The organism is Paraburkholderia sp. RL17-380-BIE-A (assembly GCF_046028085.1).
Classification (GTDB): Bacteria; Pseudomonadota; Gammaproteobacteria; order Burkholderiales; family Burkholderiaceae; genus Paraburkholderia.
Map to the genome: position 1 here is coordinate 115,985 of NZ_JARESQ010000006.1, position 19,436 is coordinate 135,420.

General features: G+C 61.6%; 17 protein-coding genes. 16 read left to right on the forward strand and 1 reads right to left on the reverse strand.

The features are described from left to right. The first annotated feature begins 85 nt into the window (after positions 1–85). From P0D68_RS12175 to P0D68_RS12225, 11 genes are all read left to right on the forward strand, one after another. Positions 86–2,035, forward strand: coding sequence for a type II and III secretion system protein family protein (locus P0D68_RS12175; RefSeq protein ID WP_408293833.1), 1,950 nt, complete (start codon positions 86–88; stop codon positions 2,033–2,035). Between the two features lie 21 nt (positions 2,036–2,056). Next, positions 2,057–2,368: a hypothetical protein gene (locus P0D68_RS12180; RefSeq protein WP_408184343.1), complete on the forward strand. Its 312-nt coding sequence runs from the start codon at positions 2,057–2,059 to the stop codon at positions 2,366–2,368. A gap of 24 nt (positions 2,369–2,392) precedes the next feature. Continuing rightward, positions 2,393–3,646: a pilus assembly protein TadG-related protein gene (locus P0D68_RS12185; RefSeq protein WP_408184344.1), complete on the forward strand. Its 1,254-nt coding sequence runs from the start codon at positions 2,393–2,395 to the stop codon at positions 3,644–3,646. 39 nt (positions 3,647–3,685) lie between these two features. Further along, on the forward strand, positions 3,686–4,195 hold the full coding sequence (locus P0D68_RS12190) for a TadE/TadG family type IV pilus assembly protein (RefSeq protein ID WP_408184357.1): 510 nt from the start codon (positions 3,686–3,688) through the stop codon (positions 4,193–4,195). Next, positions 4,192–4,656, forward strand: a complete 465-nt coding sequence (locus tag P0D68_RS12195) for a TadE/TadG family type IV pilus assembly protein (RefSeq protein WP_408293836.1) — start codon at positions 4,192–4,194, stop codon at positions 4,654–4,656. The genes P0D68_RS12190 and P0D68_RS12195 overlap by 4 nt, the downstream gene beginning before the upstream one ends. 26 nt (positions 4,657–4,682) lie before the next feature. Beyond that, positions 4,683–5,891: a CpaE/TadZ family protein gene (locus P0D68_RS12200; protein ID WP_408293839.1), complete on the forward strand. Its 1,209-nt coding sequence runs from the start codon at positions 4,683–4,685 to the stop codon at positions 5,889–5,891. Between the two features lie 21 nt (positions 5,892–5,912). Next, a complete protein-coding gene (locus P0D68_RS12205) occupies positions 5,913–7,280 on the forward strand; it encodes a TadA family conjugal transfer-associated ATPase (RefSeq protein ID WP_408342143.1) in 1,368 nt (455 codons plus the stop codon). 51 nt (positions 7,281–7,331) lie between these two features. Continuing rightward, positions 7,332–8,309: a type II secretion system F family protein gene (locus P0D68_RS12210; RefSeq protein WP_408293845.1), complete on the forward strand. Its 978-nt coding sequence runs from the start codon at positions 7,332–7,334 to the stop codon at positions 8,307–8,309. Positions 8,310–8,358: 49 nt separating this feature from the next. Further along, positions 8,359–9,321, forward strand: a complete 963-nt coding sequence (locus P0D68_RS12215; protein ID WP_408184349.1) for a type II secretion system F family protein — start codon at positions 8,359–8,361, stop codon at positions 9,319–9,321. Positions 9,322–9,608: 287 nt separating this feature from the next. Further along, positions 9,609–11,081: a sigma-54 dependent transcriptional regulator gene (locus P0D68_RS12220; RefSeq protein WP_408293848.1), complete on the forward strand. Its 1,473-nt coding sequence runs from the start codon at positions 9,609–9,611 to the stop codon at positions 11,079–11,081. A 450-nt stretch (positions 11,082–11,531) separates the two neighbouring features. Beyond that, entirely contained in the window at positions 11,532–12,695 is a 1,164-nt protein-coding gene (locus tag P0D68_RS12225; RefSeq protein ID WP_408184351.1) for a DUF4382 domain-containing protein, read from the forward strand. A gap of 1,070 nt (positions 12,696–13,765) precedes the next feature. On the opposite strand, the gene P0D68_RS12230 is transcribed toward P0D68_RS12225, so the two are convergent. Continuing rightward, on the reverse strand, positions 13,766–14,458 hold the full coding sequence (locus P0D68_RS12230; protein ID WP_408293851.1) for a phosphatase PAP2 family protein: 693 nt from the start codon (positions 14,456–14,458) through the stop codon (positions 13,766–13,768). A 359-nt stretch (positions 14,459–14,817) separates the two neighbouring features. Here P0D68_RS12230 and mdcA point away from each other — a divergent pair, with 359 nt between their 5' ends. The 5 genes from mdcA to mdcE are packed head-to-tail and all read left to right on the forward strand — an operon-like array spanning position 14,818 to position 19,373. Further along, positions 14,818–16,479 (forward strand): malonate decarboxylase subunit alpha, encoded by a 1,662-nt coding sequence (gene mdcA / locus P0D68_RS12235; protein ID WP_408293854.1) that lies wholly within the window; start codon positions 14,818–14,820, stop codon positions 16,477–16,479. Beyond that, positions 16,479–17,381, forward strand: coding sequence for a triphosphoribosyl-dephospho-CoA synthase (locus P0D68_RS12240; protein ID WP_408293857.1), 903 nt, complete (start codon positions 16,479–16,481; stop codon positions 17,379–17,381). The genes mdcA and P0D68_RS12240 overlap by 1 nt, the downstream gene beginning before the upstream one ends. Positions 17,382–17,389: 8 nt before the next feature. Then, positions 17,390–17,698: a malonate decarboxylase subunit delta gene (locus P0D68_RS12245; protein WP_408293860.1), complete on the forward strand. Its 309-nt coding sequence runs from the start codon at positions 17,390–17,392 to the stop codon at positions 17,696–17,698. A gap of 5 nt (positions 17,699–17,703) precedes the next feature. Beyond that, the gene (locus P0D68_RS12250) at positions 17,704–18,555 is read left to right on the forward strand and encodes a biotin-independent malonate decarboxylase subunit beta (RefSeq protein WP_408187277.1); all 852 of its coding nucleotides are present in this window, start codon (positions 17,704–17,706) and stop codon (positions 18,553–18,555) included. Further along, on the forward strand, positions 18,552–19,373 hold the full coding sequence (mdcE, locus tag P0D68_RS12255) for a biotin-independent malonate decarboxylase subunit gamma (protein WP_408293863.1): 822 nt from the start codon (positions 18,552–18,554) through the stop codon (positions 19,371–19,373). Before P0D68_RS12250 ends, mdcE begins: the two co-directional genes overlap by 4 nt. Positions 19,374–19,436: the final 63 nt, after the last annotated feature.

Consider the following 19,436-nt stretch of genomic DNA (forward strand, 5'->3'; position numbering starts at 1 on the left):
GCGAAGACGAGCCGCCGCAGTTGACTCAACCAAGGCAAATAACTGAAGTCTCGATCGACCGAAGTCGAGAAACGGGGGCAGGAAAATGAAAACGAAACTGAGGTTCTCAACCGGTGGTGCGATGCGTAGCCGTTCGCTGAGCGGCGTCGTTCTCACCTCGGCGTTGTGCACCGGATTGCTCGTTGCACAAAGTGGCACGGCGCAGGAGGCGGTCGAGGGCCCGGCGCTCGAGAAGGCCCGACCGAATACGCCGCTGCCGGCGGGCCGTGCGCCAATACCGATGATGGTCAGCATGGCGCCCATGCCGGCTGGCGGGGCAGCCGGCGCATCCGTGCCGCTGCGCGGCCCGAACTGCACTGGCGAGGTCCACGAAGAAACCAGCGTGGTCGTGCCGGTCGGGAAGTCGACACTCCTGCCTCTCGCAGAACCGGCACGCAACCGTACGCTCGGCAACCCCACGATCGTGCAAGCCACGCTCGTGTCGCCACGCACACTCTACCTTGTCGGCATGGCTGTCGGCACGACCAACATGATCGTTCAGGGACGCAGCGGCGGATGTCAGATTATCAACGTGATTGTCAACATCGACGCCAACGGCTTGCAGCAATCGCTTGGGCAGTTGTTGCCCGACGAGCGTGGCATCCGTGTATCGACCGCTGCGGGCAACCTGGTTCTCGGGGGGCACGTGTCGAGTTCGCCGTCGGCCCAACAGGCGCTGGAGATCGCGAAGGCGTTTGCGAGCGCACAGCCGACCCAGCAATCGCAGAACGGGTCCGGCACCCTTGGCAACGGGACCAACGTGAACCAGCAGAGTTCGAGCACCAGCAAGCCGGCCGAGGTGATCAACATGATGACGGTGGACGCGCCGCAACAGGTGATGCTCGAAGTCAAGGTCGCCGAAGTGTCGAAAACGCTCATCAACCAATTGGGCTCGGCGCTCAACATCCAGGGCGGCTTCGGCTCATGGAGCGGCGTGCTCGTGAGTAACCTGCTGGCCGGCGTATCGAGCCTCATTTCGGGCAGCAAGGCGAACAACCGCCCATTAAGCTTTGCCATCGATGCGCAGAAGACGGACGACCTCGTCAAGATCCTTGCCGAACCGAACCTCGTCGCCATCAGCGGCCAGGAGGCCACGTTCCTCGCAGGCGGGAAAATCTTCATTCCGGTGCCGCAAAGCAGCAGCACGGGGGCGACGACCATCACTTTGCAGGAAGAAGAGTTCGGTGTCGGCCTGAAGTTCACGCCGACCGTGCTCGCCAACGGCCGAATCAGCCTGAAGGTCGCACCTGAAGTATCCGAGCTGTCGCCGACCGGCATCACGCTCAGCGCGACCAACGTCAGCGGTGTGTCGATTCTGCCGCTCATCACGACGCGCCGTGCTTCCACGATGGTCCAGATGAGCGACGGCGAGTCGTTTGCGATCGGCGGCCTGATGAAGAGCAATGTGACAGGCGCGCTGAAAGCCATTCCCGGCATCGGCGAAGTGCCCGTGCTCGGCGCTCTGGCGCGCAGCACGTCATTCCAGCAGGACCTCACGGAACTCGTGTTCATCATCACGCCGCATCTCGTCAAGCCGCTGCAGACTGCCGACCTGCCACTGCCGACTGACAGCTTCTCGCAGCCGAACGAGGCTGACGTCTACGCAACCGGCAACATGGAAGGGCGTCACCCGAAAATGCGTACCGCGCCTGCCGGCACTCCTCCGGCCGCTTCACCCATGCCAGCCCCGGCTTCGGTGAACCCACCGGCGCCGTTGCCCTCGCCCGCACCGGCGCCGCAACCGCCAACCGGACCCGTCGCAACGGCGTCGCCGCAGTCCAGCGCGCAAGCGGCAGCGCTCGGCGCCGACCGGCCGCGCCTCATGCCGGATGCCACGGCCGGGACTACGGGCCCAGCGGACACACCGCCATCCGCGGAGACCGGAAAAACGGCCCGCGCCACCCGCATCGAAAGCGCCGCGGCAGGGATCGCCTCCCGCAAGGGTCGGCAAGACGTCGCGAACGCGGACGCTTCCAATCACGCGATCGAACATTGATGTGATGCCAAGGGGAATCTCATGAAACACGAACACTTTGCTTTCGCACGCTGGGCCACGCTCATCGTGCCGGTCTGCGCAGCGCTGGGCGGTTGCATGTCCAGCACACCGATCTGGGACGCGCATTTTGGCGAGGCACTCAAATCCGTCACTCAGGCGCAGATCATCGATCCGCACGCGGCTCAACATGCGCAGTCGGCTCAGGGTCTGGACGGCAAATCCGCCGCAGCGGCAATGGGCAACTACGACAAGTCATTTCAACAACCCGCACCCTCGCCGAACGCGTTTGTCATCGGCGTCGGAAGCGGGGGCGGCGGGGCCAGCGGTCAATAAGAACAATATGCACCGGGGGGCAACATGCGTAGCGTCAATCAATCTGGCAGGTGCGGTGCAGCTCGTCGAGGCGAGCGCGGCGCAGTGTCCATCATCGTCGCGTTGTCGCTCGTGGCGCTGATCGGCTTCGTCGGCCTTGCACTCGATCTCGGCAAGCTGTATGTGACCCGAAGCGAGTTGCAGAACAGCGCCGATGCCTGTGCGCTGGCCGCCGCACGCGATCTCACCGGTGCAACAGTCAATCTGTCTGTCTCCGAGGCGGCCGGCATGACTGCCGGCCACCTCAACTACGCGCTGTTCCAGAGCGGCGCCGTGCAGATGACAACAGACAGCAGCGTGCTGTTCAGCGATTCGCTGAACAATCCGTTCCTGCCCAAGAGCTCCGTCGCCACGCCGGCAAACATCAAGTACGCAAAATGCACGACAGCCAAAGCCAATATCGCAAACTGGTTCATACAGGTGCTTGGCGCGTTCAGCGGCACGAGCATAGCGAATGCCACCGTTTCCGCCACGGCCGTCGCAACTGTCGGCGCCGCGCAAACCACCTGCGCGATTCCGGCGTTCATCTGTAAGGCAGGAACCGAAACCACGCCACCGACAGCAGGCGAAACGTATACGGTCGGCCAGTGGATCGCGTCAAAAACCGGTGCGTCGCCGGCGTTCGGCCCTGGCAACTTTGGATGGGCCGCCCTCGACGGCAGCAATAGCGCCAATTCCATCAAGAATGAATTAACCGGGAATTATTGCGCTCTGCCCGCTGCCGGCGCGAACATCGGCTCGGCAGGCAACATGGTCGCCGACTCGGGCGCCTGGAACACACGCTTCGGGATCTACGGCACCTCGTACAAGGGGCCAGCCGACGGCGCACCCGACTTCACCGGATATGCGTACACCGCAACGTCGTGGCCCACGCTGAAGGACGCATACAGCAACTTCGTCAGCAAACGTCAAACGTTTCAGCCTTACCAGGGCGACACGCTCTCCGGCTCCAACACCAAAGGTACATACAGCGCGAGCAACTACCCGCTCGGTGCCGACCGGCGTCTCGCGCTTGCGCCCGAACTGGACTGCGGGGTGCTGGCAAGCAGCCACCAGGCTCCGGTCATTTCCTGGGACTGTGTGCTGATGCTTGACCCGATGGACTCCGGTGGCAACCCGGGCCCGGTCCATCTGGAGTACCGCGGTTCGTCGTCGGCGCCGGGAAGCCCGTGTGCGACGCAGGGTGTTCCTGGTTCCGGCAGCTCGGTCGGGCCGCAAGTACCAGTGTTGCTTCAATAGGGGACTGTCATGAACAAACGCTCCAGCCGTCCAGCACGCATGCGCGGTGTCGCCGCAGTGGAATTCGCCATCGTGCTGATACCGCTCGTGACGCTCGTCGCCGGCGTGGCCGAATTTGGCCACGCAATTTACCAGTACGAAGCGCTCACAAAGGCCACCCGCAATGCTGCTCGCTATCTGTCGACTTACCTGCCGTCCGATAGCGCCTACCCGCTCGCACAGGCGCAGTGCCTCGCCGTCTACGGCAGTACGACCTGCGCGGCGCCGGGCAGCGGCGCGGAGCTCGTAGCAGGCTTGACGACCGCGATGGTGGTCGTGTGCGACAGTGCTCACACGACCAATTGCGCCGATGCCTCGGACCCCGCGCAGTTCACCAACGTCCCGACGTACGACAACGACAACGGAACCGGTCCTTCGAACGCAGCCGGCAGCATCAACCTCGTCGAGGTCAAGATCAAGGGGTATCCGTACTCACCGATCCTGACCTACTTCAATCTGTCGCAACTGACGTTCGGCAACATCGTCACCGTGATGAGGCAAGTGTCATGAATCCGAGCCCTCTTTCCCGGTCACCGCGACTGCGCGCACAACGCGGCGCGGCCGTGGTGGAATTCGCGCTGGTGGCAGGCATCTTGTGCACCTTACTGATCGGCATTTGCGAAATGGGCCGCGTGCTCTTTTACTGGAACACGGCGAGTGAAGCGGTCCGCCTCGGCGCACGTACCGCCACGGTTTGCGACGCCAATGCCGCGGTGATCAAAAGCAGGATAACAAGCCTGCTGCCTCTGCTCGCCGCATCCAATGTCGCCGTCACGTATACACCGTCCGGTTGTGATTCCGACGCCACCACGGCACGCAGCACGTGCACGTTGGTCTCCGTCAGCGTCACCAACGTCAGCGTGAAAACCATGATTCCGTTCGTGCCCCTCACGCTAAAGATGCCACCGCTCACGACCACCCTGCCGCGCGAAAGTCTCGCAACGTCGACGGGCGGCGCCGTCTGTCAATAACACAACACACCCAGGCAGCCACGACCATGATCAATATTCTCATTGCTTCGGAAGACGCCACGCGATTGGCCAAAATCGTGAATCTGATCGGTGAATGCGGCAACTATCGCACGACCCGCGTGGCCGGGAGACCATCCTCGCTCGTTGAACGCGGCGACAGTCTGGACGCCTTCGACGTGCTGATCGTCGATGCAGTGTCACTCGAAACCGCCGAGCTTCCGGTCGTCGGCAAGCTGTGCAATCGACGCTCCCAGGTCACATCCATCCTGCTGATTCCAGATGCGTCGCCGCAGACGCTGATCGAAGCCATGCGGGCCGGTTTTCGCGACGTGCTCGGTTGGCCGCTCAACAAGGCTTCGCTCTGTGAGGCACTGTCGCGCATCGAGAGTCAACTGGCATTGACTGGCACACATGAAACGCAAATCGTCTCATTCCTGTCCTGCAAGGGCGGAGCGGGCACCAGCTTCATCGCCAGCAATGTGGCTCATGCGATCGCCGATAGCCAGCAAAAACGCGTGCTGCTGATCGACCTCAACCAGCTTTACGGAGATGCCGCCTTTCTGGTCACCGACGAAAGACCACCGTCGACGTTGCCGCAGGTGTGCGCGCAGGTGGAGCGGATGGACGCGGCCTTCTTCGATGCCTGCCTCGTGCACGTGAGCGAAACCTTTCATATCCTCGCCGGCGCGGGCGATCCGATCAAGGCATCGGAGATCAAGGAAGAAAGGCTCGAATGGATTCTGGGCGTCGCCGTTCCGCGCTACGACATGGTGATCTTCGATCTCGGACAATCGATCAATCCGCTCTCCATCGTGGCGCTTGACCGCAGCAATCAGATCCATCTCGTCTTGCAGGCGAGCATGCCGCATGTACGTGCAGGCCGCCGTCTCCAGGAGATTCTGGCGTCGCTCGCGTATCCGCCTGACCGTACGCGGCTGCTTCTTAACCGGTACACGCGCCATCAGGAACGCGCACGGACCGCGCTCGAGGAGGTTCTCGGCATGCGTCCCTATCAGATCATCCCGGAAGACGCCGACACCGTGTCGGAATCAGTCAATCACGGCGTGCCGGTAGCGAAGCTGAGCCACAACAGCGCGGTGTCACGCAGTCTGCTTGCGCTCGCGAACAACATCGTCAGCCTTTCAGCGGGATCCGAAGAGGCGCGCGTCAAGGCTGAGCCGCTGCTCAGCCGCTTCTTCGGACGCAGCCCGGCACCGAAGCTCAAGGCTATGTAACAGACACCATAGGAGACCATCATGTCGCTGCGTGAACAGATTTCCGCTCAACGCGTGCAGCCGTTCGGCGAACGCGAAAACGGGCAGCACTCGCCAAACCACATGGCGCGGACCGCTTATCAGACGCTGAAACGCGAAATACATCAGTGCGTGCTCGAGCGAGTCGAACTGGAACGCCTGGCGCGAATGCCGCCTGAGCAGGTCCGTCACGAAATCGGTGCGCTCATTACGCGCATTCTCGAAGAAGAAAAGGCGCCGGCCAACGATCTCGAACGGCGGCAGCTGGTGATCGACGTCTACGACGAGATGTTCGGGTTCGGTCCTCTGGAAAGCCTGCTGCGCGACCCGACGATATCCGACATTCTCGTCAACACTTACAAGCACACCTACGTCGAGCGAAAAGGGCGGCTCGAATTGACCGACGTGAAGTTCTACGACGACGCTCACCTGATGAAGGTGATCGAGAAGATCGTGTCGCGCGTGGGACGCCGGATCGATGAATCGAGCCCGATGGTCGACGCACGGCTTCCAGATGGCTCACGGGTAAATGCAATCATTCCGCCCTCCGCGGTGGACGGACCGCTGCTCTCAATCCGGCGGTTTGCGGTCAATCCGCTGCAAATCTCCGACCTCATCGACTTGCAGAGCCTCACACCGCCGATGGCGGAGGTGCTCGATGCACTGGCGCGCGCGAAGGTGAACATTCTGGTCTCGGGGGGAACCGGCAGCGGCAAGACGACGCTGCTCAACGTCCTGTCGGGCTTCATTCCGGACAATGAGCGCATTGTGACGATCGAAGACGCGGCGGAACTGCAAATGCGGCAACAGCACGTGCTGCGGCTCGAAACGCGGCCACCGAACATCGAAGGGCGTGGCGAGATCACGCAGCGCACGCTGGTGCGCAATGCCCTGCGGATGCGACCAGATCGCATCATCCTCGGGGAGGTGCGCGGAGCCGAGGCGCTCGACATGCTCAACGCGATGAACACCGGTCACGAAGGATCGCTTGCCACCATTCACGCGAACACCCCGCGCGATGCGCTGACACGCCTCGAAAACATGATCAACCTCGGGGGCCTGTCGCTGCCGACCAAAACCATGCGTCAGCAGGTTTCATCGGCCATCTCCGTTGTGGTTCAGGCAGCGCGGTTGACCGACGGCCGACGCAAGATCGTGAGCATCCAGGAGATCACCGGCATGGAGGGAGACATCGTCAACATGCAGGAAATCTTCACGTTCAAGCGAACTGGTGTCGATGAGAACGGTATTGTGCGTGGGCGGTTTTGCGCAACCGGCGTTCGGCCAAAGTTCGCCGAACGCTTGCAGGCATTCGGCGTCGCGTTGCCCGACCAGACCTACGACCCGGGGCGGCACTTTGAAACCACGTGATCCGGCTGAACCGATCCGCTCTTTTTGAATCGCCGGTCTAAGGAGACCTGCATGAACCCGATCTTCTACGCATTCGCCGTCTTCCTGTTCCTCGCAGTCGTTCTCGCACTCGAGGGCGGGTATCAGTGGTGGAACAATCGTCACGGCCCAGCAGCCCGCCGGATCGAATCACGTATTCGCGCATTGTCCGCTGGAGGTCAGGTCCACAAGGAACGTTTGACGATCCTGAAGCAGCGCATGTTGAGCGAGTCGGAACTGCTCGACAAGCTGCTGATGCAAATGCCTCGCATCCAGACGCTCGACCTGTGGATTCAGCAAAGCGGACTGAAGTGGTCGATAGCGCGGTTGATCGGCACGACCTTCGCTCTGCCTGCAACCGTACTCGCTCTGGCCACATTCACGCCCGTACCGACAATGTTCGCGGTACTCGCGGCCCTGTGCACGTCGGTACTGCCGTTTCTCCATGTGAGCCGTCAGCGCAGCAAGCGGCTGCGTCAACTTGAACGCCAGTTGCCCGATGTCGCTGACATGATTAGCCGCGCGCTACGCGCCGGACATGCGTTCTCCAGCGCCATCGGCATGGTCGGCTCTGAGTTCGCCGAGCCGATGGGTGCCGAATTCCGCATCACGTTCGACGAAATCAACTATGGCGTCTCACTGAACGAGGCCTTGATGAACCTCGCTACACGCGTACCGATCCGCGATCTGCGTTACTTCGTGATCGCGGTCCTCATTCAGCGGGAGACGGGTGGCAATCTGGCGGAAATACTGGACGGCATTGCAATGCTGATCCGCGAACGGCTGAAGCTGTTCGACAAGATCCGCGTGCTGTCGGCCGAAGGCAAGTTGTCGGCGTGGATACTTGGCCTGCTTCCGTTCGCCACCGCGGGCTTCATGATGGTCCTGAACCCGACTTTCCTCGACGTACTGTGGCAGGACCCGGCCGGCATCAAAATCATAGAGGCTGTGGTCTTCTCCATGTTTTTCGGCGTGCTGTGGATGCGGCGCATCGTGAAAATTCGCGTCTGATAGAGCTTCTCACACGCTCGCCGCGGAACAGAATATTTAGGAGTTTTTCATGCAAACGCTCGACTCGATGCATATGTTGTTGCTGGCCGGCCTTTTCGCGCTGGTGTTCGGCGCGGTATTCGCGGCAATGCTGCTGTTCTCTCCGCGCGATATGCGTCGGCGGATCGAACAGGCAGGAGGAGCCAACCTGCCCATATCAGAACAAGGCAACATGCCAACTGGGTCAGCATGGCTCGAAAAGCTCGCTGAGATCTCACAGCCGATTTCGAAACTATCGGTCCCCGTTGAGGGCTGGGAAAACTCGGCGCTGCGCGTGCAAATGATGAACGCAGGTTGGCGCACTCAGGGGGCTGCCGCGCTCTACTTCGCCGCGAAAACCGTGCTTGCGCTCGCGCTGCCGCTGATTGCGCTTGCGTGGCTCGCCAGTACGCCACTCGCGGCGCAGAAGTACATGTCGATGGCCCTGCTCGCCCTGCTCGGCGCGATCGGCTATTACCTGCCGAATTTCGTGCTGACGCGTCGCATCGCATGGCGAAAGCGTGCAATTTTTGAAGATTTTCCCGACGCGCTCGACCTCCTCACAGTCTGTGTCGAAGCGGGTCTCGGCCTCGACGCGGCGCTAGTGAAAGTGGCGGGAGAAATCGAACTGCGAAGCCCAGTGGTCGCAAGCGAACTCCAACTGATGCTACTGGAAATGCGCTCCGGGTTTACCAAGGAGAAAGCGCTACGCAACCTTTCTCTGCGCACCGGCGTGGAGGATGTCGACGCCTTTTGCGCAATGCTGGTTCAAGCCGAACGTTTCGGCACCAGCATCGGCTCTTCGTTGCGCGTACTTTCTGACACCCTGCGCACACGCCGCCGGATGCGTGCCGAAGAGCAGGCCTCGAAGATCGCGTTGAAGCTCCTCTTCCCACTCATTTTCTGCATCTTTCCTGCCCTTCTTACTGTCCTGCTGGGTCCGGCGTTTATTCACATCTACAGGATTCTGCTCCCCACGTTGAGCGGGGGCTAGCACGTGATCAAACGGGTTAGACAGCAAGGGACACACGAGACGGCATGACGCGCGTCGGACATCGGCGATGTGCATCGAATCTGACTTCCCAGGTATAAGTACGCATTTACCCATCAGCAAGTCGGGACGTTATTCCTGTACATGATCTTTGACCACGACGCTGGAGCAACAGTATCAAGACTATTTTCTTTGGCGTTCACAGCGAGTAGCATCGACATACCAAACGTCGTTGCGCTGTCGATTGTCAGGCGGGCAATGAAAAAAGAAAGTAGGACAGGGGGAGTGTCATGGCAAATTCACCCGACCATTTTCGAACGAGTTCCTGCGTGAGTGCCGACTCGGCGCAGTGCGCCCCCCCACTCCAGTCGGACACCCAGCGCCGGGTGATCTGCGTCGCTCGCGCACCCGACGAAGCGCTGATCGAAGAGATACGTTCAGCCGGCTGGGAAGTCGTCCTGGCGAAAACCGCCGCCGGAGCCGAGGCCGCGACGAAGAAATGTGGCGTAGCCGCGGGCCTGATAGATTTCGACGGTTTTACGCCGCGCGACTTTCCTACCCTGAAGGCATGTCTGAGCCAGACTACGATCGGCTGGGTGGCAATCACTGCTGAGGGCAAATCGGCAAGCAAGGCGGTTCGCGAACTGATTCGCAACTTCTGTTTCGACTACGTCACGCTGCCGCTGCCGGCCGAGTGGATTTCGCATGCGCTTGGCCACGCGCGAGGGATGGCGGCACTGGACTACGTCGATACGGCCACCGGCACCCTGGTCACGGACGACAATACGATGGTGGGCACCTGCGAAGCGATGCAACAGCTGTTCAGCACCATCCGCAAGGTCGCAAACACGAACGCCAGCGTGTTTATCTCCGGCCAATCAGGTACCGGAAAGGAACTCACCGCCCTCGCGATTCACAGGTGCTCACCGCGCCGAAAAGCGCCTTTCGTTGCGATAAATTGCGGCGCGATTCCACATCATCTTTTGCAGTCTGAACTTTTCGGCTATGAACGTGGCGCATTCACTGGCGCGCACGAACGCAGGATCGGCCGCATCGAATCGGCGAACGGGGGCACCCTGTTTCTCGATGAAATTGGCGACACGCCGCTTGAGACCCAAGCCGGCCTGCTGCGCTTTCTACAGGAAGGAAAAATCCAACGGCTCGGTGGCAACGAGTCGATTCCCGTCGACATACGCATCATTTCAGCGACCCACGTCGACCTCGAGGCCGCCATACTCGCAGGGCGTTTCCGCGCCGACCTGTTCCATCGCCTGTGCGTGCTGCGCGTTGACGAACCACCGCTGAGCGCGCGCGGTAAGGATATCGAAGTCCTGGCGTACTACGTCCTGCAGAAGTACAAAGCCGACAGCACCCACAAGATTCACGGCTTCACGCCGTCGGCCATAGACGCAATGCACAAGTACCACTGGCCGGGGAACGTGCGCGAGCTGATTAATCGCGTGCGCCGTGGGCTAGTCATGGCTGAAGGCAGGCTGCTGACAGCCCGAGATCTCGATCTCGACCTCGAATCGCAGACGGCCGGAAGAACAGCGACGCTCGATTGTATACGTGAACAAGCCGAGCGCAGTGTCATTGAAACCGCTTTGCTGCGACACGATTACCGGCTGGGAGAAACAGCGACGGCCCTCGGCATTTCGCGTGGCACGCTGTATCGGCGAATGGTCGCTTACGGAATGCACGTCGCGGAAGATACGGATTCAGACAATACGGGTGCGGAAATGGATGGGGATGTGCCCATTTGAATTGCAACCTTCCGATTTCACGCGGCCAGCATACCCGTGATGATCAGCGACGCGAGAAGTACGCGAGATTTCTTCATGTCTTATCTCCTGTCAGATCCGCGGCTTACCGGCTTGGGGAAGCACTGAAACGGGCAATCGGGAATCGCCGCATCTCCTATTCAGCTAATCAGAGCCATTAGCGAGTACTGACTGCTGCCCGAGGGTGAATTTATTCGAGATCCGGGCCTCGCGTTCTCCCTGATGCGGCAGCAGGCTGTCGAGCGAGCGCAATTGCGCATTGGCCTGGCACTGCGGATGCACGCTGCATCACATGCAAATTGGCGCCCAAGATTTCTCCCGGCACGCCAGCAGTTTGCCAAACATTCTGGTTACTGATCGTTGCAATTTATTCGATTCACTTACAGGGCGTTTCCGTATTCTTCAGCTCACAACAATGAAGGAGGATTCCCCATGAAAACGATACTCAGAACGCTGACGTGCATGCTGGCGTTTCCACTCGCGCTTGCCGCATGTGGAGGCGGAGGTGGCGATGGCGGCAGCACGGCCACTGGCACGCTCCATGTCCAGATGACAGACTCCCCGTCATGCGGCTTCGATCATGTCTATGTGACGGTCAGCAAGGTTCGCGTCAACACGAACGCGCAGGCCGGTGACGCTGACGGCGGCTGGACTGACGTGGCGTTGGCGAGTCCGCAGAAGATCGATCTGCTGTCGTTGACCAACGGCGTGCTGGCCGACCTCGGACAAACCGCGTTGCCCTCTGGCCAGTATCAACAGGTTCGTCTGGTGCTCGCGCAGAATCAGGGCAACGCATTGGCGAATTCGATTGTTCCAACGGGTGGCAGCGAGCAGCCGCTTGACACGCCAAGCGCCACGCAAAGCGGCTACAAGATCATCCGGCCGTTCACGGTCCAGCCCAACACACTGGTCGATCTCGTACTCGACTTCAACGCGTGCAAATCGATCGTCCAGAAAGGTAACGGCTCGTACAGTCTGAAGCCGGTCGTGACAGCGACGCCGACGGTCGTGAGCGGCACGATCTCTGGCTATGTCGCGCCAAGCGAAGCCGGAGCCGCTGTCTATGCGGAGCAGAACGGCCACGTCATCAAGGGCACCGTTGCCGACAGCAACGGACAGTTCGTCCTGACGCCGCTCGAGCAGAGTTCCACCAACGGCAACTATGATGTCGTCATCGTGCAGAATAACGTTGCGACGGGTATCGTGCGCTCGGTGCCGGTCGTTGTGAATACATCGACAGTCGTGGCCACGTCGTCGGCACCGATCGTGCTGCCGCCCTCCGCGATGCACGTCGCAAGCGGGACCGTTCTGCCGGTCAGTGCGCAGGCCATCGTACGAGCGCTGCAATCGATCAGCGGTCTTAATTATGAGATCACGACCGCGAACGCCAACCTGGATACCGGCAACTACGCGCTGAACCTGCCCGCCGCCGCGCCAGTTACTGGCACCTATACAGGAAACCTGCCGGTTGCGCTTTCCGCTGGGAGTGCCGCCGGACAGTACACCGCGGAAGCCGATAGCGTGAGCGGGGCGACCCAATCGTCCGCAGTCAATGTATCGACAGCCGATCAGGCCAACGTCAACTTCAGTTTCTGACGATCATTACGTGATGAAGGAAGGGCGAATGCCCTTCCTCGAGGAACCCCATGAAAAAAATCTTCTGTCTCCTGATAACGAGTGCCGCCCTGTTGGGCGGCTGTGCGCTCTATGTGCCTGATTCGCCGGGCGTGGTCGTCGCGCCGCAGGGTGGGCCCCAAGGCGGTCCGGGCAACGGCTTCTGCCCACCGGGACAAGCCAAAAAGGGGAATTGCTGAGACGACTGATGGTCCAACGGGGCGCTCGCAGGACGCTGGACCCTTGTAACCAACTGTAAGTGGCGCAATCTCGTGCCGACGGATCAGGGCTCGATTTCTCGGCCGATTCCTTGCATTGGCCTCTTCATCGGCTACCATAAATGTAGCCTGCATTAATACATTTCGAATGAAGACAATACTCCATTTAAAGCAAATTAATCAGAATAAATGTCATGGCGTTCCGAATCCTACAGCTCACCAATAGCCGGCCTTGGCGGTGCTTATGCTCGACTCATCTGCGCTATCGCCCCGCCGTTGGCCGGGCGCTGGCCTTCTTCTAACCTTCGTTGCCGTCGGCGCGCTCGCGAAGCCTGCTTGTCCAGACTGGGTCGTCACCCCGGCAGGGAGCGCGTTTAATTTAGCGGCGCTCATTTCGGACAACGGATCTCCCGGTGCGGCACTCGAGAAGGTGCGCAACGCCATTGCGCGTGTCAATAATGGCGGCGGATGCCAATCAATCGCCGACCCGGCTGCTTGCGAAGAAACGATTGCGCTTGCCAACAAAGCCGTAGCAGCTTTGGAGGCATGCGGGGCACCCAACGCTCCTTCCAAGCCCGCTCCGAGAGCGCGACACTTCATGGAGACAGAAAATTAACCTGGCTCGTAGAAAAGACCTTCAACGACCAGATTAAGACGCGCGACTCAAATGCTGGTTGCGAGGTCTCGGATGATCCTTGGACTGCACGATCCGCCGCTAAGATCGCGCTTGAGCGAACGGCGCACGTGCCGCGTCGATGAAACAGGCTTCGATAAAATCCCCCGTTGGGGCGGCGCCACCACCGATGCTCCCAGCGCCGCACCGCAACGCGTGGTTCATAGATGTTTGAGCACACCGCTCGCCAGCCTGCGCAGTTCGTCGAACTGCGTAACGAGTTCGAGGCACAGAAGAAAGGCCAGCATCGCTGAGGGCCCCGGGTAGCGTTCGATCCATCGCAGCGCAGGAGTCGCGTAGCGCACGCGGATCGCATCTCGCGTCACGACATAGGTAATTCCGATTCCCAAGGCGGCGCCCACCAGCAAATCGGTTGGGTAGTGAAAGCCCAGGTAGGCGCGCGGAACGCAAATGAACAGCACGGTATAGGAAAGCGCCAGCACACCGATACCCCGCCACACGAGGAAGATACCGGTGGCGACCGCCATCCATAGCATCGCGTGATCGCTCGGGAAGGAACTCCAACTTGTCAGCCGTGCGTCATTGAGAGCGCTACCTGCAAAGTGCAGATGCAGTTCGTCGCTATAGATAGGGCGCACCCTGAACGGCAACCAGTGAGTCAGCAGTCTTCCGACGAAGAGCGCCACGACGCTACTGAGAAGCGTGGCGAGAACCATTTCCCGCCGCCATTCGCGGCGCTTGTCCTGCTGAAACCACATCCACCACAGCACGGGAATGAGCACGAGGCCTTTGAAGGTGTAAAGGTCGGCGATGACTTCTATGGATTGGGTCGCGAAATGACCGAAGTGTAAGTTGGACAGATATGTTTCAACAGATGAATCGAAGCTGTTCATTATTTCGTAAGAAAGTTTAGCCAGTCGCATCGGGGTTAGCATAGGCCATAAGATGCGCTGCATTATTTGGCGCTTACTTCCACTGACAACTTTTACGGTGCAATCTCGACCCCGTGAACGCTTGATTGCCAAGACGGTATCTGCACCAAGGTCCGGCCGGTTGAGGTAACTGTTTCCGGGAAGCCCACCCAGGGGGAACCCCCAGAACAACGAGGCGTCCCTCAACAGCCCGTCCAGTCACGGTTTCAGCATTCGCCCTACAAGATCGTTACCCTCGGGATAACAGACGCGTCCCCAAGGTGATTGAACCGCCATGTCCCGCTCCCTAGACTCGCTTCATGTCTAGAGCGAGATCACACATGTCCAGTCAAAGTGCGCATCAATCCCGCTGGGCCACGCGCCGCGAGGAAAAGCATCGCCGCCTCGCGAGCGTCGCCTCGATTGCGGATGGCGTCATCCTCCCCACCGATCGTATCGTCGACGTCCTGCAGAGGCTTATCGCGCCCGGTGATCGCGTCGTCGTCGAGGGTAATAACCAGAAGCAGGCCGACTTTCTGTCACGCTCGCTTGCCAAGGTCGATCCGGGCATCGTCAACGGTCTGCACCTGATCATCCCGAGCGTGAGCCGCGCCGAACATCTCGATCTCTTCGAGCGCGGCATTGCGAAAAAGCTCGACTTCGCATTTGCCGGCGCGCAAAGCCTGCGTATCTCGCAGTTCCTGCAGGATGGCATCCTCGAAATCGGCGCGATCCACACCTACATCGAACTCTATGGGCGGCTCTATGTCGATCTGACACCGAACGTCGTACTGGTGGCCGGCTATAAGGCGGATCGGCAAGGCAATCTATACACGGGCTCCAGCACCGAAGACACGCCCGCGCTCGTCGAAGCCGCCGCGTTTCGCGACGGCATCGTGATCGCGCAGGTCAATGAAATCGTCGACGACCCGAAAGACCTGCCGCGCGTGGATATCCCCGGTTCGTGGATCGACTTCGTGGTCGAGGCGGATAAGCCGTTCTTCATCGAACCGCTCTTCACTCGCGATCCGCGTCTCATCACGCCGATTCACGTGCTGATGGCGATGATGGCGATTCGCGGCATTTACGAGCGGCACCAGGTGCAGTCACTCAACCACGGTATCGGCTTCAACACGGCGGCGATCGAACTCATTCTGCCGACGTACGGTGAAAAGCTCGGCCTCAAGGGCAAGATCTGCCGCCACTGGACGCTGAATCCGCATCCCACCCTGATCCCCGCGATCGAAACCGGCTGGGTCGAAAGCGTGCATTGCTTTGGCGGCGAGTTGGGTATGGACGCCTACGTCGCGCAACGGCCGGACATCTTTTTCACGGGCCGCGACGGTTCGATGCGCTCCAACCGTGCGATGTGCCAACTCGCGGGACAGTACGCGGTCGACATGTTCATCGGTTCGACGTTGCAGATGGACGGCGCGGGCAACTCGTCGACGGTGACGCATGGCCGCCTCGCCGGCTTCGGCGGCGCACCGAACATGGGGCACGATCCGCACGGCCGGCGCCATGCGACTCCGGCATGGCTCGATCTGCTGCAGACCGACAGCCCGCTCGAACGCGGGCGCAAGCTCGTCGTGCAGACAGTCGAAACCTTTCAGGCAGGCGGCCAGCCAAGCATCGTCGAATCGCTCGACGCAGTCGACGTGGGCCGCGAGTCGGGCATGCCGCTCGCGCCCATCATGATCTATGGCGACGACGTCACCCACGTGCTGACGGAAGAAGGCATCGCCTATCTCTACAAGGCCCGCTCGCTCGAACACCGCAAGGAGATGATCGCCGCGGTTTCCGGCGTCACGCCCGTCGGCCTGACGAGCAGCCCCGACAAGCTCGCGGCGCTGCGGCGTGACGGCTTTGTCGCGCTGCCCGAAGATCTCGGCATTCACCGCAGCGAAGCGAACCGGTCGCTGCTGGCGGCGAAGAGCATGGCCGATCTCGTCGACTGGTCGGACGGTCTGTACGAGCCGCCTGCACGCTTTCGGAGCTGGTGATGCGCGAGAACCTTGCAACGGCTCTCGCGACGGTTCGCGAACCGCAAGCCAAAGCGTCGGACTGGTTCGCCAAACGTCTAGGCGCGCACGTCACAGCAGCGCTGATCGACGAAGTCACGCTCGCGCCGAAGCCTGGACTCGTCGATCCGCGCAGCCGCGGCGCGCATCACGATCTCGACTGGCACCTGATGTGCGTCTCGGCCCGGACGTTGGAGCCGATCTTCACCGACATGGCGCGCGCGGGCACCGAAACCCGGCCCATGCTGGCGCTTCGCGAGCGGATCGGCGCACTCGGCCGCGAAGGTGAAGCGTGCATGCTGACGGCGACGAATGGCGTGAACACGCATCGCGGCGCGATTTGGGCGCTCGGATTGCTGGTGACGGCCGCCGCGCGCGAACCGGCCGACCTGTCGTGCGATCGTGTGGCCGCGCGTGCCGGGTCGATCGCGCGCCTGCCCGACCGCCACACGCCCGCGCTGACCGGTCATAAAGGCGAGCAGGCCTGCATCGATTACAACGTCGGCGGCGCGCGGGGGCAGGCGCATGCGGACTTTCCGCACGTGGTCGAGGTGGCGCTGCCCGAACTTGCGCGCTCACGCCTGCGCGGCGAGAGCGAAACAGCCGCCCGGCTGAACGCCCTGCTCGCGGTCATGTCACGTCTCGACGACACCTGCGTGCTCGCGCGCGGCGGCCGCGGCGCGCTCGCCGAGACGCAAAGCGGCGCGCGGCGAGTGCTGGAACACGGCGGCGCCGCGACGCTCGCGGGCCGCCGTCATCTGAAGGTGCTCGACGCACGGCTCGTCGAACGCCATGTCTCGCCCGGCGGCGCAGCCGATCTGCTTGCCGCCGCCCTATTTCTAGACAGGCTTCAGAGCGAAGCGCGTCACACGACGAAAGCATAGGAAACCAAATGGAAAACATCGTCCTTGAATTCCCGGCGGGCCGGGCCGCCCGGGGCCGAGCGCTCGCCGGCGTAGTCGCGTCGGGCGATCTCGAAGTGCTGCTCGAAGCGCACGACGCCCCTCGCACCGTGGTGAACATCACTACTTCGGTGGACGGCATGGGCCGCGTCTGGGAAGCCGTGCTCGCGCGCATCTTTCGCGACGGCTCGCTGCCAGCGGCGAGGCTCGAGATCAATGATTTTGGTGCGACGCCAGGCGTCGTGCGCATGCGGATCGGACAGGTATTCGAAGAGCTGACCCGGACAGGCGGAGCGTAAAGACCATGAATACAGAAGAAATGCTCGAGCGCGAAAGCTTCATTGAACTGAGTGCGCGCGAGCGCGCGAAGAAGTTGCTCGACGAAGGCACGTTCACTGAATTGCTCGACCCGTTCCAGCGCATCAGGTCGCCATGGCTCGCGCGTCAGGGCATCGTGACTCAGGCTGACGACGGCACCGTCGTCGCAAAAGGAACGATCGACGGCCAGCCCGCCGTCGTGCTGGGCATCGACGCAGGATTTCAGGGCGGCAGCATGGGCGAGGTGTCCGCGGCGAAAATCGCCGGCAGCCTCGAACTCGCTGCGGAAGACAACCGCAACGGCATTCCGACGCGTGCCGTGATTCTTTTCGAAACGGGCGGCGTGCGCTTGCAGGAGGCCAACCTCGGGCTCGCGGCCATCGCCGAGATCCATGCGGGGATCGTCGATTTGCGGCGCTATCAGCCGGTGATCGGGATTACGGCGGGGCCGATCGGATGCTACGGAGGCATGTCGATCGCCGCGGGTCTTTGCAGTTGCCTGATCGCGACGCGTGAAGCGCGCCTCGGCCTGAACGGACCTGCCGTGATCGAGCAGGAAGCGGGCATCGCGGAGTTTGATTCGCGCGACCGGCCGATGATCTGGAGCTTCACGGGGGGTGAACAGCGATATCGCACAGGGCTCGTGGATGTATACGTCGGCGACGATACCGATGCGATCCGCGCCGCTGTGATTGCACGCTTTCGCGCAGGACGTCCGCACGCATGTCGCAGCGAACAGGTCACGGGCTTTCTGCAACGGCTCTCCGAAATCAATCCGGACGAGCAGGCCAGCCCGGAAGCGGCGGCCGCCCTCTATGGCAAGGGGTTCCAGTCATGAGCACAAAAGAGCTTTCGAAGCGCGGCGCCGTCTGGCTGGATGCGCTCACCTACAGTGCACCATTGCGGCCAGGCTACCCGCCTTCGGTGCGGGTCGTCGACGCACGGCTCGGCGAACACCCGGCGCGTTTCGTTGCTGTCGTGCCGGACCCGGACAATCCGTTCGCGCGCGCACGCAGCGGCGAGGTCGGTCTCGTCGAAGGATGGGAAATCGCGCGAGCGGTGCGCGAAGTTGTCGATGCCGATGCCGATGCCGAACGCCGCGAGAAGCGCGCGCTCGTCGCGGTGATCGACGTCGCAAGTCAGGCCTATGGACGGCGCGAGGAAGCCTACGGCATCCATCAGGCCCTGGCCGGTGCCGCCGACGCATACGCAAGCGCGCGCCTTGCCGGCCATCCGGTGATCGGGCTGATCGTCGGCCGGGCAATGTCGGGCGCTTTTCTGGCGCACGGCTATCAGGCCAATCGCCTCATCGCGCTCGCCGATCCGCAGGTCATGGTCCATGCGATGGGCAAGGAATCCGCCGCACGCGTCACGTTGCGCTCGGTCGCCGATCTCGAAGCGTTCACGGCCCGCGTCCCGCCGATGGCCTACGACATCGACAGTTATGCGTCGCTCGGCTTGCTGTGGAAGCTGTTGAACGTGACCAACCCCGATGCGCCGACCGGGGCCGATCAATCCATCGTCGAAAAGGCGCTGCATGCCGCGTTCGACGATATTCGCGCCGACCCGTCGCGCGGTCTGGGCAGCCGGCTCGGCAGCGAGCACCGCGCGGCGTCGGTGCAAGTGAGGCAGAAGCTGCGCGAACAATGGCACTGAACTCGCCGCGACGCGAGCCCTGATGCGCCGTGGCTCACGGCACATACCAACCCTGCGGACCCC